Raw genomic sequence first — 13,479 nt, 5'->3', positions numbered from 1 at the left:
CCGCAGCCCCACAAATGAATAAATCTGGAGCATCGTTCTCGCCATGAGAAGCATAGACCTGGACAGCCTGGAGATCTTCCGTGCCGTGGTGCAGGAAGGCGGCGTGATCCGCGCGGCCGGCAAACTCAACCGCGTGCAGTCGAATGTCACCACCCGCATCAAGCAGCTGGAGCAGCGCCTGGGTCGCTCGCTGTTTCGCAAGCAGGGCCGCGGCCTCGTGCTCTCGCCCGAGGGCGAGCTGCTGCTGTCCTATGCGCAGCGCCTGTTCCGGCTGGCCGATGAAGCGGAGAGCGAGGTCAGGAGCGGACGGGCGATGGGCGTGCTGCGCATCGGTTCCCTGGAGAGCACGGCGGGCAGCCGGTTGGCGCCCATCCTCTCGCGCTTCCACAAGCAGCATCCCGGCGTGGTGGTGGAACTGGTCACCGGCACCACGGGCGCGCTGCTGCAGCGCGTGGCCAATTTCGAGATCGAGGCCGCGTTCGTGTCCGAACCCTTCACGCCGGGCGCGCTGGCCTCGCGCAAGGTGTTCGAGGAGGAGCTGGTGCTGATCACGGGCAAGGACGTGGACGCGGTGCGGCGCGCGTCGGACCTGCAAGGGATGACCCTGATCGCGTTCGCCAGCGGCTGCTCCTACCGGCGCCGCGTCGAGGAGTGGCTGGGCGCCTCTTCCCTGGCTGCCGCGCGCACGCTGGAGTTCCAGTCCTACCAGGCGATGATCGCCTGTGTTGCCGCCGGCACCGGTTTCGCCATCGTGCCGCGTTCGCTGCTGGTGGCGCTCAAGGCCGCGCAGGACGTGCGGCAGCATGAGTTGCCGGCGAAGGTGCGCAGGAACCATACGCACCTGGTGTGGCACGGCGAGGCGTCGACGAGCCTGGGCCGGCTGCAGGAGCTGCTGGCCTAGCTTCGGTGAGGTTTCGCTTCGGCGAAGCCGCGGCCGGTGGGCGCCGGCGAACCCCGCCGCCCGTTCACATCAACGCGCGAACGCGTTCCGGCGACACGTCGTTCAGGCAGCGGAAGTGCCCCAGCGGACATTCCCGCTGGAAACACGGTGAACAATCCAGCGGCGGCGTGTAGCCCGGATCCTGCTTCAACCACACGACCTGCGCCCGCTCGCTCAGGGGCGGCGTGTGCAAGGGGCTGGAGGATCCGAACAGCGCGACCTGCGGCACGCCGAAGGCCGCGGCGACGTGCATCAGCCCCGAATCGTTGCTGACCATGTGGCCCGCGCCGGCGATCAGGGCGAACGCATCCATCAGCGAGGTCTGGCCCGCCAGGTTGCGGCATCGCTCGGGCGCCTGCGCCGCGATGGCCTCGCACAGTGGCGCCTCCTTGGCCGAACCGAGCAGGAGCACGGGGCGATCGAGCTGCGCCGCGAGCGCGCCGAAGTGCGGCCAGCGCTTGGCGGGACCGTATTCCGCGCCGGGGGCCATCACCACGTAGGTGCCCCGGGCCAGGCCTTGCGCGCGCAGGACCGCGTCGACCTGCGCGTCCGGCAAGGCGAGGCGAGGACGATCGGCTTCGACGCCGCCCTCCCCGCTCAAGGCCGAATAGAACGCCACCATCGGCGGCCTGTCCTTCGGGTTCTTCAGCCGGTGCGTGAGCAAGCCCACGCGGGCCTCGCCCAGGTAGCCCACGCGGCGCGGGATGGCCGCCAGGAAAGGCAGCAGCGCGCTCTTGAGCGAATTGGGCAGCACGTAGGCCGTGTCGAACTGTCCTTGCAGCTGCTTGCCGAAGGCGCGCCGTTCGCGCAGCTGCAGTCCGCCATGGCGGAAGGGAAACTCGACGACCGCATCGACCTGCGGCATGGCGCGATAGACGGGCGCCACCCAGGGCAGCGCACCCACGGTGAGATGCTCGCCGCGCGCGCGCAGGCGGCGCATCAGCGGCTCCGTCATGACGGCGTCACCGATCCATTGGGGGGCGATGATGAGCGAGCGGCTCACGGCCTGTCATCCCGGGCCCGACCCGGGATCGCTGGACTGCGGGTCAAGCCCGCAATGCCATGTTCAATGCCCGCCGCCGAAATGTTCGCCTTCCCGCAGCTTGTACACCGTGCCGCAGTAGGGGCACTTGGCCGCGCCGCTCTGGGCGACGTCCAGGTACACGCGCGGGTGGCTGTTCCACAGCTTCATGTCCGCCCGCGGGCTCGGGCAGAAGATGCCGCCATTGGCATTCAGGTCCTTGGCCACCAGTTCGACGACCGCCTCTTTCCTCGTTGGGGTGCTCATGCTCAGACGCGGGTCAGCCAGTGGGCGTACTTGGGATTGCGGCCGTTGACGATGTCGAAGAACGCGTTCTGGATCTTCTCCGTGATCGGCCCGCGGCGGCCGATGCCGATCTCGACGCGGTCGAGCTCGCGGATGGGCGTGACTTCGGCCGCGGTGCCGGTGAAGAAGCACTCGTCGGAGATGTAGATCTCGTCGCGCGTGATGCGCTTCTGCACGACCTCGATGCCGAGGTCCTTGCAGATGTGCAGCGTGGTGTTGCGGGTGATGCCGTTGAGCGCGCCGGCCGACAGGTCGGGCGTGTAGACCACGCCGTCCTTGATGACGAACACGTTTTCGCCGGCGCCTTCGCTCACGAAACCGGAGCTGTCGAGCAGCAGTGCCTCGTCGTAGCCGTCGTCCAGCGCCTCCATGTTCGCCAGGATGGAGTTGCTGTAGTTGCTCACCGCCTTGGCCTGCGTCATCGTGATGTTCACGTGGTGCCGCGTGTAGCTCGAAGTCTTGACGCGGATGCCGCGCTGCATGCCTTCCTCGCCCAGGTAGGCGCCCCAGGCCCAGGCCGCGACCATGAGGTGGATCTGGTTGCCCTTGGGGCTGACGCCCAGTTTCTGCGAGCCGATCCAGGTCAGCGGCCGGATGTAGCAGGACTCCAGCTTGTTCGCCCTGACCACCTGCTTCTGCGCTTCGTTGACCTGCTCCTTGGAGAAGGGCATCTGCATGCGCAGGATCTTGGCGCTGTTGAACAGGCGGTCGGTGTGTTCCTGCAGGCGGAAGATCGCCGTGCCATTGACCGTGTTGTACGCGCGTACGCCTTCGAACGCGCCGCAGCCGTAGTGCAGCGTGTGGGTGAGGACGTGGATCTTGGCGTCGCGCCAGTCGACCAGCTCGCCGTCCATCCAGATCTTGCCGTCACGGTCGGCCATCGAGGGTACTACCGGGCTCATGGGGGGTCCTTGTCCTGTGGATTCGCGGAACCGGGCATTTTACGGCGCGGGACTTTCCCCTTGCCCGCCCCCGGCCGGCTGCTCCGGGCGGAAGAGCTCCCACTTCGCCAGCTTGCCGTGGGCGAACTCGCAGGTGACGTTGGACGCGCTGCCGTCGGTCCAGCGGTAGATCTCCGGCTGCTGCTCCTTGGCACTGAGCTGCTCGCCCAGGGCGCGCGTCATGGCGACCACGTGCAGCAGGTTGACGCCGGGACGCAGCTTCGCATTGAGCATCACGGCGCTGTCGCAATAGCCCACGGGCCGGTTGGACGCACGCTGCAGCACCTTCATCATGCGCGTGAAGTGCAGCAGCATCCACATGACGATGCCGCCGCCGGCCAGCGCGACGCCGGGCCAGCCGTAGCCGCGCCAGGCGACGGCCACGACCACCGCGCCCAGGATGGGGAGAACGATCTTCTGGAAATTCATGGGGCGGAATTGTGCTTCACGCCAAACTCCGCACCACTTCCAGCGCTTCCTCGATCCGCTCGACCGGGTGGATGGTGAGGCCTTCCAGCTCGCGCGGCGCCGCGCGCCCGCCCTTGGGCGCATTGGCCTTGGGCACGATGGCGATGGAGAACCCGAGCTTGGCCGCCTCGCGCAGCCGCTCCTGGCCGCGCGGCGCCGGCCGGACTTCGCCCGCCAGTCCGACCTCGCCGAAGGCGATGAAGCCCTTGGGCAGGGCCCGCCCGCGCAGGGAAGACGCGATGGCCAGCATCACCGCCAGGTCCGCCGCCGGCTCGCTGATGCGCACGCCGCCCACCGCGTTGACGAACACGTCCTGGTCCATGCAGGCCACGCCCGCATGCCGGTGCAGCACCGCCAGCAGCATGGCGAGGCGGTCGCGGTCCAGGCCGACCGACAGCCGCCGCGGGCTGGGGCCGCCGCTGTCCACCAGCGCCTGGATCTCCACCAGCATGGGGCGGGTGCCTTCCAGCGTCACCAGCACGCAGCTTCCGGGCACGGGCTCGCTGTGCTGGGACAGGAAGATGGCACTCGGGTTGGCGACGCCCTTCAAGCCTTTTTCCGTCATCGCGAAGACGCCGATCTCGTTGACGGCGCCGAAGCGGTTCTTGATCGCCCTCACCAGGCGGAAGCTCGAATGCGTGTCACCCTCGAAATACAGCACCGTGTCGACCATGTGCTCCAGCACGCGCGGACCGGCCAGTGCCCCTTCCTTGGTGACGTGGCCCACCAGCACGATGGTCGTGCCGCCCGACTTGGCCGCGCGCGTGAGGTGCGCCGCGCATTCGCGCACCTGCGCGACCGACCCCGGCGCCGACGTGAGCTGGTCCGAATACACGGTCTGGATCGAATCGATCACGGCCACCGCGGGCTGCTGCGCGTTGATCGTGGCCTGGATCTTCTCCAGCTGGATCTCGGCGAGCACCTTCACCTGCGAGTGGTCCAGCCCCAGCCGGCGCGAGCGCAGCGCGACCTGCGCGCCGCTTTCCTCGCCCGTCACGTACAAGGTCGGGATCCCGGAGCGCTGCAGGCCGTCGACCGCTTGCAGCAGCAAGGTGGACTTGCCGATCCCCGGATCCCCGCCGATCAGGATCACGCCGCCTTCCACGATGCCGCCTCCCAGCACCCGGTCGAGCTCATCGATGCCGGTCGGCGTGCGCGGGACGTCGGCGGCCTCGATGTCGGCCAGCACGGCCACCTCGGACGCCGGCGCGAGGGAGGCAAAGCGGTTGCGCGTTCCGGCGGCGGGCTCCGCGACGCCTTCGATCAGCGTGTTCCAGGCCGCGCAATGCGGGCACTTGCCCTGCCACTTGGGCGTGCTGCCCCCGCACTCGGTGCAGGTGTAGATCGTCTTGTCCTTGGCCATGCGCCGAGTGTAGGATGGTCCGCATGAGCACCCCGCAGCGCTTCTCCGAGTTCGAGGCCGAACAACGCGCGCTGGGCTGTTCCGAGGTGATCGCGCGCTCCTGGGAGCCGGACACGGTGCTGGACACGCACAGCCACCCGTTTCGCGCCCGCGCCCTGGTGGTGCAAGGAGAGATGTGGCTCACGCGGGACGGCGTCACGCAGCACCTGAAGGCCGGCGACCGCTTCGACGTTCCCGCGAACGCGCCGCATGCCGAACGCTACGGCCCGCAAGGCGCCACCTACTGGGTGGCGCGCAGCAACGCCTGAGGCAGCGCGGCCCTTTCCTCCCGTCCGCCGGTTCCGGCATCGCCGCCGCGTTTCCCCGCTTGACGCACGACGCCGATCATTTAACATGTTAAATATCTCGATCGCGTCACTGCCCCGATTGCACGGATGAGTACCACCTTCGCCCATCGCAACCTCCCGCGCCTGCTGCTGCAGGCACGGGAAACGGTGATGACCCACACCCGGCCCAGCCTGCGCGAGCACGGACTGTCGGACCAGCAGTGGCGGGTGCTGCGCGTGCTCGGCGAGCACGGCACCGTGGAGACCGGGCGTGTAGCACGCGAGGCCTACATCCTCGGCCCCAGCCTCACGGGCGTGCTTGCGCGCATGGAGCGCGACGGGCTCGTGCGCCGCGAGCGCGACCCGGCGGACCAGCGACGGACGGTGATCGAGGCCACGCCCAGGGGACGCAAGATGGTCGAGCGCCTGTCGCACACCATCGAGGGCCACTACCAGTGGCTGGAGAAGTCGCTGGGCAAGCAGAAACTGGTGCAGCTCTACGAGCTGCTGGATGAACTCATCGCACTGGAACAACCATGAGCCTGGTCAGGAGAGGCACGGTCTACGGCACGCTGATGAATTTCCGCGGCGAGCTGGACGCACTGGGCGACAAGATGAACCAGGCGCCGTACAACGCGCCGCCGCAGGCGCCCGTGCTGTACGTCAAGCCCGCGAACACCTGGACGGAGAACGGCGGCAGCATCGCCATCCCGGCCGGCGTGCAGGAAGTGGCCGTCGGCGCCACCGTCGCCATGGTGATGAAGTCGGCCCGCGAGATCGCCGGCTTCGTGCTGATGAACGACGTCACCCTGCCGCACGACAACTTCTACCGCCCGCCGGTGAAGTTCAACGCGCGCGACGGCTTCCTGGGCATCGGCGACCGCATCCGCGCCCGCAACGAGGCGGGCGATCCGGCCGTGTTCAAGCTGGAGGTGCGCGTCAACGGCGAGCTGAAGCAGACCGTGCGCTTCTCGCAGCTGGTGCGCCCCGCCGACCAGCTGCTGGCCGACGTCAGCGAGTTCATGACGCTGCTGGAAGGCGACATGCTCATGCTCGGTTGCGACGTGGGCCGGCCGCTGGTGCGCGCCGGGGACCGCGTCGACATCAAGATGCCGGCGCTGGGCACCCTCACCAACACCTTCGTCGCGGAGGCCGCATGAAGCGCGCGCGCGTCATCGTCAACGGCATGGTGCACAACGCGACGGAGCGCGACGGCCAGGTCGTGCTGGAGGACGGTCGCCGGCTCTGGCAGGACCAGGTCACCTGGCTGCCGCCGCTCGCGCCCGTGGACAAGCCCCGCACCGTGATCGCCCTGGGACTGAACTACGCCGACCATGCCAGGGAGCTCGCCTTCAAGGAGCCGCCCAAGGAGCCTTTGGCCTTCCTCAAGGGCGAGGCTTCGCTCACGGGCCACCGCCAGCTCACGAAACGCCCGGCCGGCGTGAAGTTCATGCACTACGAGTGCGAGCTCGCGGTGGTGATCGGCCGCAAGGCCAGGAAGGTCCAGCGCGGCGACGCCTACGACTACATCGCCGGCTACACGGTCGCGAACGACTACGCGATCCGCGACTACCTGGAAAACTGGTACCGGCCCAACCTGCGCGTGAAGAACCGCGACGCCACGACGCCGATCGGCCCCTGGCTGGTCGACACCGCCGACGTGCCCGACCCGATGGCGCTGGCGCTCAAGACCACCGTCAACGGCAAGCTCACGCAGGAAGGCAGCACGAAGGACATGATCTTCGACGTGCCCTTCCTCATCGAGTATTTCTCCGGCTTGATGACGCTGAACCCGGGCGACCTGATCCTCACCGGCACGCCGGACGGCGTCGTCGACTGCCAGCCGGGCGACGTCGTCGTGACCGAGATCGAGGGCGTCGGCGCGCTCACCAACACCATCAGCACCTGACATCATGCGGATCGAGCACCTGATCGCCGGCAAGCCCGTTGCCGGCCGCGACTACTTCACCACCGTCAATCCGGCCACGCAGGAGGTGCTGGCGGAAGTCGCTTCCGGCGGCGAGGCCGAGGTGCATGCCGCGGTGGCGGCGGCGAAGGACGCGTTCCCGAAGTGGTCGTCCCTGCCCGCGACCGAGCGGGCCAGGCTGGTGCGCAAGCTCGGCGACCTGATCGCGCAGCACGTGCCCGAGATCGCCCGCACCGAGACGGACGACACCGGACAGGTGATCGCGCAGACGGGCAAGCAGCTGGTGCCGCGGGCGGCCGACAACTTCTACTACTTCGCCGAGATGTGCGTGCGCGTGGACGGCCACACCTACCCCACCCCCACGCATCTGAACTACACGCTGTTCCATCCGGTCGGCGTGTGCGCGCTGGTCTCGCCCTGGAACGTCCCGTTCATGACCGCGACCTGGAAGGTGGCGCCCTGCCTGGCCTTCGGCAACACCGCGGTGCTGAAGATGAGCGAGCTCTCGCCCCTGACGGCCGCGAGGCTGGGCGAACTCGCGCTGGAAGCGGGCATCCCGGCCGGCGTGCTGAACATCGTGCACGGCTACGGCAAGGAAGCCGGCGAGCCGCTGGTGCGGCATCCCGACGTGCGCGCCATTTCGTTCACCGGCTCCACGGCAACCGGCAACCGCATCGTCAAGGAAGCGGGCCTCAAGAAATTCAGCATGGAGCTGGGCGGCAAGTCGCCCTTCGTGGTCTTCGAGGACGCGAACCTGGAGCGCGCGCTCGACGCCGCCGTGTTCATGATCTTCTCCAACAACGGCGAGCGCTGCACGGCGGGCAGCCGCATCCTGGTGCAGAAGTCGGTCTACGCGGGCTTCGTCGAGAAGTTCGTCGCGCGGGCCAAGAAGATCGCCGTGGGCGATCCACTGGACGAGAACACCATCGTCGGGCCGATGATCTCGCAAGGGCATCTGGCCAAGGTCCGCAGCTACATCGAGCTCGGGCCCAAGGAGGGCGCGACGCTGCTCTGCGGCGGCCTGGACGCTCCGCTGCTGCCCGACCGCGTGAAGAAGGGCAACTACGTGCTGCCCACCGTCTTCGCCGACGTCGACAACCGCATGCGGATCGCGCAGGAAGAAATCTTCGGGCCGGTCGCCTGCCTGATCCCCTTCGAGGACGAAGCAGACGCCGTGCGGCTGGCCAACGACATCTCCTACGGGCTTTCCAGCTACGTGTTCACCGAGAACCTGGGCCGGGCGCATCGCGTGGCCGCGGCGATCGAGGCGGGCATGTGCTTCGTCAACAGCCAGAACGTGCGCGACCTGCGCCAGCCCTTCGGCGGCACCAAAGCCTCGGGCACCGGGCGCGAGGGCGGCACCTGGAGCTACGAGGTGTTCCTGGAGCCGAAGAACATCGCCGTGTCGCTCGGGTCGCACCACATCCCGCATTGGGGGACCTGATGGCCAGGAAAGCATTCACCGCGGGAGCGCGGAGGTCGCATGGGTAAGCTGGCGCTGGCAGCGAAGATCACGCACGTTCCCTCCATGTACCTGAGCGAGCTGCCCGGCGCGCGGCAGGGCACGCGGCAGGACGCGATCGACGGGCACAGGGAGATCGGCCGGCGCTGCCGGGAGCTGGGCGTGGACACCATCGTCGTGTTCGACACGCACTGGCTGGTCAATGCCAACTACCACGTGCTGTGTTCGCCGCACTACCAGGGCCGCTACACCAGCAACGAACTGCCGCACTTCATCGCCAACATGGAGTTCGCGTTTCCCGGCAATCCGAAGCTGGGCAAGCTGCTGGCGGAAGTTTGCAACGAGTGGGGCGTGGAGACGCTGGCGCACGAGGCGACCACGCTGCATCCCGAGTACGGCACGCTGGTCCCCATGCGCTACATGAACCAGGACCAGCACTTCCAGGTGGTGTCGGTCTCCGCCCTGTGCATGGCGCACTACCTGAACGACAGCGCGCGGCTGGGCTGGGCCATGCGGCGCGCGGTGGAAGACCACTACGACGGCACCGTGGCCTTCTTCGCCAGCGGCTCCCTGTCGCACCGCTTCGCGCAGAACGGGCTCGCGCCCGAGTACGCGTTCAGGATCTGGAGCCCCTTCCTGGAGCAGCTCGACCACGAGGTCGTGCGCATGTGGCAGGCCGGCGAGTGGCAGGCCTTCTGCGGGATGCTGCCGGAGTACGCGGCCAAGGGCCACGGCGAAGGCTTCATGCACGACACGGCGATGCTGCTAGGCGCGCTGGGCTGGTCGGAGTACAAGGGGAAGGCTGAAGTGGTGACTCCCTACTTCGGCGCCTCCGGCACGGGCCAGATCAACGCCGTGTTCCCGGTCACGCCGGTGAGCGGCAACGCGATCCCCAAGGCGCAGGCCTCATCGGCCGAGGGCTACACCAACGTCGCCCAGCGTCTGTGAAATTGGAATCTGACCCCAATTCGTCATGCCCCACTGCGTCATCCTCTACACGCCCGACATCGAGAAGAAGACGGACGTGAGCGCGCTGTGCCGCAAGCTCGCGGATCGCATGCTCACCGTGCTCGATGAGCAGGGCAGGCAGGTGTTCCCCACGGGCGGCACCCGGGTGCTGGCCTATCCGGCGGCGCATTCCGCGGTGGCGGACGGCAAGGGGGACTACGGCTTCATGTACCTGAACGTCCGCATGGGAATGGGGCGCAGTGAGGCGGTGAAGAAGAAGGCGGGCGACGACCTGATGGACGTGGTCAGGCAGCACTTCGCGCCGATCTTCGAGCAGGAGCTGCTGGGCATCACCCTGCAGATCGACGAGAGCCCCGGCCAGGTCTACGACGCCAAGCACAGCACGCTGCACCCGCTGTTCAACAAATGAGCTTTTCACCGGAACTGGTCCAGCAGCTCGCCCGCGAGCTGCACGAGAGCGAGAAGTCGCGCGTGCAGGTGGAGCACTTCTCCAGGCGCCACGCGGGCATGAGCATCGAGGACGGCTATGCCGTCTCGCGCGCGTGGGTGGCAATGAAGATCGCCGAAGGGCGGCAGGTGCGCGGCCACAAGATCGGCCTGACCTCGCGCGCCATGCAGCAGTCCAGCCAGATCGACGAGCCGGACTACGGCACGCTGCTGGACGACATGTTCTTCGAGCCCGGCGACATCCCGGCCGGGCGCTTCATCGCGCCGCGCGTAGAGGTGGAGCTGGCCTTCGTCCTCAAGCGCCGGCTGCAGGGCGCCCAGGTCGGCGTCGACGAGGTGCTCGAAGCGACGGACCACGTCCAGCCGGCCATCGAGATCATCGACGCGCGCATCGAGCAGTTCGACCGCCACACCAAGGTGATGCGCAAGGTCTACGACACCATCAGCGACAACGCAGCGAACGCCGGCATCGTGCTGGGCGGCCGCAAGGTGAAGCCGCACGAGGTCGACCTGCCCTGGGTGGGCGCGGTGCTGCGCCAGAACGGCGTGGTGGAGGAGACCGGGCTCGCCGCCGGCGTGCAAGGCCATCCCGCCGTGGGCATCGCCTGGCTGGCGCAGAAGCTCGCACCCTGGGGCGAGTGCCTCGAGGCCGGCGAGGTCGTGCTCGCAGGTTCCTTCACGCGCCCGGTGGCCGCGAAACGCGGCGACCTGTTCGATGCCGATTACGGGCCCCTGGGCCGCTTCCAGTTCCGCTTCGTCTGAGGAGACCCGAATGAAAACCCCCGTCAACGCCTTCAAGAAGGCCATCGCCGAAAAGCGCACCCAGGTCGGCCTGTGGGTGAGCCTCATGGGCCCGCTGAACACCGAGATCTGCGCGGCCGCCGGCTTCGACTGGCTGCTGCTCGACGCCGAGCACACGCCCAACGACCCGATGAACCTGATGCAGCAGTCGCAGGTGATCGCGGCCTACCCCGGCGTGCACGCCATCGCGCGCGTGCCCATGGGCCACGGCTACGTGGGGCAGGCGCTCATCAAGCAATACCTCGACGTCGGCATCCAGACCTTGCTCGTGCCGATGGTGGAAACGGCGGAACAGGCCCGCGAGCTGGTGCGCTGCATGCGCTACCCGCCCGAGGGCATTCGCGGCATGGCGGCGACGCGCGCCTCGGGCTGGGGGCGCAACGCGGCCTACGCCAAGGAAGCCAATCGCGAGGTCTGCCTGCTGGTGCAGGTGGAGACGCAGGAAGGCGTGCGCAACGTCGACGCGATCGCCGCGGTGGACGGCGTCGACGGCGTCTTCATCGGCCCGTCGGACCTCTCCGCCGCCTTCGGCCACGTGGGCGATCCCTGGCACTCCGACATGCTGAAGCTGCACGAAGACCTGTTCGCGCGCATCAAGAAGGCGGGCAAGGCCATCGGCATCCTCACGCTCGACGAGCCGCTGGCGCGCAAGCACATCGAGATGGGCGCCACCTTCATCGCCGTGGGCACCGACAGCAACCTGCTGGTGAAGTCCACCAGCGCGCTGTCGGCCAAATTCAAGGGCTCCGCGGCGCAGCCGGCCGCCAAGGGCAACTACTGACCATGGCCGAAAGCCCCAGGCGACGCTTCCGTTCGTCGACCATCTCCGAAGGCCTGATCCGCGCCACCACGCGCAGCTTCCTGCTGGGGCTGGGGCTGGACGAGGAGGAGCTCCAGCGCCCGCGCGTCGGCGTGTTCCATACCGGCGGCGAGATGAGCCCGTGCAACATGAACCTGCGCGAGCAGGCCCAGCACGCCAAGACCGGCATCTACGCCGCGGGCGGCATGCCGCACGAGTGCCCGGTCGTCTCGATCTCCGACGGCCTGACGATGGCCCATTCGGGCATGCGCTTCTCGCTGATCTCGCGCGAACTGATCGCCGACAGCGTGGAGGCGTCGACGCGCGGCCACCAGTGGGACGGCATCTTCGCGATCGGCGCCTGCGACAAGAACCTGCCCGGCCTCATGATGGGCATCGTCCGCTGCAACGTGCCCGGCGTGTTCGTGCACGGCGGCGCGGCAATCCCGGGGCAGCTGCAGGGCCGCGACGTGAACGTCGTCAACACCTACGAGACCATCGGCAAGGTGCTGGCCGGCGCGGCCAGCGAGGACGACCTGGCGGACATGAGCCATGCCTGCCTGCCCACCGCGGGCGCGTGCGCCGGGCAGTTCACCGCCAACACGATGGGCATGGTGTCGGAGGCCTTGGGGCTGGCGCCGATCGGCTCCTCCATGGTTCCTGCCGTGTTCAGCGAACGCGCGCCGCTGATGCGCCGGGCCGGCCGGCAGCTGATGGCTGCGGTGATGGGCGAGGCGCCGCTGCCGCGCGACATCGTCACCCGCAAGGCGCTCGAGAACGCGTGCGCCGTCGTGTCGGCCACCGGCGGCTCCACCAACGCCGCCCTGCACCTGCCGGCCATCGCGCACGAGGCCGGCATCCGCTTCCACCTCGACGACGTCGCCGAGGTCTTCGCGCGCACGCCCTTGATCGGCAACCTGAGCCCCGGCGGCCAGTACCTCGCGCGCGACGTCTACTACGCCGGTGGTGCACAGGTGATCCTGCGCGAACTGCTGCGTGGCGGGCACCTGCATGGCGATGCGCTGACCTGGACCGGGCGCAGCCTGGCCGAGGAACTCGCGGATGCTGCGCAGCCGGACGGCCGCGTCGTGCGCAAGGTCGAGGAAGCGATCTCGCGCGACGGTGGCGTCGCGGTCCTGAAGGGAAATCTCTGCCCGGACGGCGCGCTGCTGAAGGTCGCCGGCCTGCAGGCGCTGGTGCACAGCGGGCCGGCGCGGGTCTTCGAATCCGAAGAGGAAGCGCAAGCCGCCGTGCAGAACCGCCGTTACGAAGCCGGCGACGTGATCGTGATCCGCAACGAAGGTCCGCGCGGCAGCCCCGGCATGCGCGAGATGCTGGGCATCACCGCGCTACTGTACGGGCAAGGCATGGGCGACCGGGTCGCCCTGCTCACCGACGGCCGCTTCTCCGGCGCGACCCGCGGGCTGTGCATCGGTTATGCAGGGCCCGAGGCCGCGGCGGGCGGGCCGATCGCGGCGCTGCGCGACGGTGACCGCATCCACATCGACGCGCGGCCGCAGGCCCGCAGCATTCGCGTGGACCTGTCGGATGCCGAGGTGGCCCAGCGCCTCGCCGCCCGCGAACCCCGGCCGCAGCCGCGCGGCGGATTGCTGGAAAAATACGCCGCGACCGTGCGGCCCGCGCGCCAGGGCGCCGTCACCCATTCGGGTGGCGTCGTCTGGCTGCGGGACGAATCCTGAACCACGAAC

The 13,479-nt window shown here is 68.6% G+C and carries 16 protein-coding genes; 11 read left to right on the top strand and 5 right to left on the bottom strand.

Annotated elements, in window-relative coordinates:
- The first annotated feature begins 43 nt into the window (after nt 1-43).
- Complete coding sequence (locus AC3EGR_RS23725; protein ID WP_488549002.1) at nt 44-901, top strand: LysR family transcriptional regulator; 858 nt, start codon at nt 44-46, stop codon at nt 899-901.
- Nucleotides 902-965: 64 nt separating this feature from the next.
- Here the strand turns inward: AC3EGR_RS23725 and waaF are convergent, their stop codons facing one another.
- The 5 genes from waaF to radA form a co-directional block, all read right to left on the bottom strand.
- Nucleotides 966-1,943, bottom strand: coding sequence for a lipopolysaccharide heptosyltransferase II (gene waaF, locus AC3EGR_RS23720; RefSeq protein ID WP_488549001.1), 978 nt, complete (start codon nt 1,941-1,943; stop codon nt 966-968).
- 63 nt (nt 1,944-2,006) lie between these two features.
- The gene (locus tag AC3EGR_RS23715; protein ID WP_488549000.1) at nt 2,007-2,228 is read right to left on the bottom strand and encodes a zinc-finger domain-containing protein; all 222 of its coding nucleotides are present in this window, start codon (nt 2,226-2,228) and stop codon (nt 2,007-2,009) included.
- A 2-nt stretch (nt 2,229-2,230) separates the two neighbouring features.
- Complete coding sequence (locus tag AC3EGR_RS23710) at nt 2,231-3,169, bottom strand: branched-chain amino acid transaminase (RefSeq protein ID WP_488548999.1); 939 nt, start codon at nt 3,167-3,169, stop codon at nt 2,231-2,233.
- A 39-nt stretch (nt 3,170-3,208) separates the two neighbouring features.
- Nucleotides 3,209-3,637 (bottom strand): glycerate kinase, encoded by a 429-nt coding sequence (locus AC3EGR_RS23705; protein ID WP_488548998.1) that lies wholly within the window; start codon nt 3,635-3,637, stop codon nt 3,209-3,211.
- 16 nt (nt 3,638-3,653) lie between these two features.
- Nucleotides 3,654-5,039 (bottom strand): DNA repair protein RadA, encoded by a 1,386-nt coding sequence (radA, locus tag AC3EGR_RS23700; protein ID WP_488548997.1) that lies wholly within the window; start codon nt 5,037-5,039, stop codon nt 3,654-3,656.
- Between the two features lie 23 nt (nt 5,040-5,062).
- Between radA and AC3EGR_RS23695 the strand changes: the two genes are divergently transcribed.
- From AC3EGR_RS23695 to ilvD, 10 genes are all read left to right on the top strand, one after another.
- Nucleotides 5,063-5,347, top strand: coding sequence for a cupin domain-containing protein (locus AC3EGR_RS23695; RefSeq protein WP_488548996.1), 285 nt, complete (start codon nt 5,063-5,065; stop codon nt 5,345-5,347).
- 126 nt (nt 5,348-5,473) lie between these two features.
- Nucleotides 5,474-5,905: a homoprotocatechuate degradation operon regulator HpaR gene (gene hpaR, locus AC3EGR_RS23690; protein WP_488548995.1), complete on the top strand. Its 432-nt coding sequence runs from the start codon at nt 5,474-5,476 to the stop codon at nt 5,903-5,905.
- Nucleotides 5,902-6,525 (top strand): fumarylacetoacetate hydrolase family protein, encoded by a 624-nt coding sequence (locus tag AC3EGR_RS23685; RefSeq protein WP_488548994.1) that lies wholly within the window; start codon nt 5,902-5,904, stop codon nt 6,523-6,525. Before hpaR ends, AC3EGR_RS23685 begins: the two co-directional genes overlap by 4 nt.
- Nucleotides 6,522-7,274 (top strand): fumarylacetoacetate hydrolase family protein, encoded by a 753-nt coding sequence (locus AC3EGR_RS23680; protein WP_488548993.1) that lies wholly within the window; start codon nt 6,522-6,524, stop codon nt 7,272-7,274. The genes AC3EGR_RS23685 and AC3EGR_RS23680 overlap by 4 nt, the downstream gene beginning before the upstream one ends.
- Before the next feature lie 4 nt (nt 7,275-7,278).
- Nucleotides 7,279-8,736 (top strand): 5-carboxymethyl-2-hydroxymuconate semialdehyde dehydrogenase, encoded by a 1,458-nt coding sequence (hpaE, locus tag AC3EGR_RS23675; RefSeq protein ID WP_488548992.1) that lies wholly within the window; start codon nt 7,279-7,281, stop codon nt 8,734-8,736.
- Nucleotides 8,737-8,775: 39 nt separating this feature from the next.
- Nucleotides 8,776-9,702 carry a 3,4-dihydroxyphenylacetate 2,3-dioxygenase gene (gene hpaD, locus AC3EGR_RS23670; RefSeq protein ID WP_488548991.1) on the top strand — a complete coding sequence of 309 codons (927 nt, stop codon included), beginning with the start codon at nt 8,776-8,778 and terminating at the stop codon, nt 9,700-9,702.
- 25 nt (nt 9,703-9,727) lie between these two features.
- Nucleotides 9,728-10,132 (top strand): 5-carboxymethyl-2-hydroxymuconate isomerase, encoded by a 405-nt coding sequence (locus AC3EGR_RS23665; protein WP_488548990.1) that lies wholly within the window; start codon nt 9,728-9,730, stop codon nt 10,130-10,132.
- Nucleotides 10,129-10,932 carry a 2-oxo-hept-4-ene-1,7-dioate hydratase gene (hpaH, locus tag AC3EGR_RS23660; protein WP_488548989.1) on the top strand — a complete coding sequence of 268 codons (804 nt, stop codon included), beginning with the start codon at nt 10,129-10,131 and terminating at the stop codon, nt 10,930-10,932. The genes AC3EGR_RS23665 and hpaH overlap by 4 nt, the downstream gene beginning before the upstream one ends.
- Before the next feature lie 10 nt (nt 10,933-10,942).
- The gene (locus AC3EGR_RS23655) at nt 10,943-11,752 is read left to right on the top strand and encodes an HpcH/HpaI aldolase family protein (protein ID WP_488548988.1); all 810 of its coding nucleotides are present in this window, start codon (nt 10,943-10,945) and stop codon (nt 11,750-11,752) included.
- A gap of 2 nt (nt 11,753-11,754) precedes the next feature.
- Nucleotides 11,755-13,470, top strand: coding sequence for a dihydroxy-acid dehydratase (gene ilvD / locus AC3EGR_RS23650; RefSeq protein WP_488548987.1), 1,716 nt, complete (start codon nt 11,755-11,757; stop codon nt 13,468-13,470).
- Nucleotides 13,471-13,479 lie beyond the last annotated feature (9 nt).

This window comes from Ramlibacter sp. G4-7, from assembly GCF_057784995.1.
The sequence above is the reverse complement of the archived record's forward strand: the minus strand, read 5'-3'. Positions and strand labels throughout refer to the sequence as shown.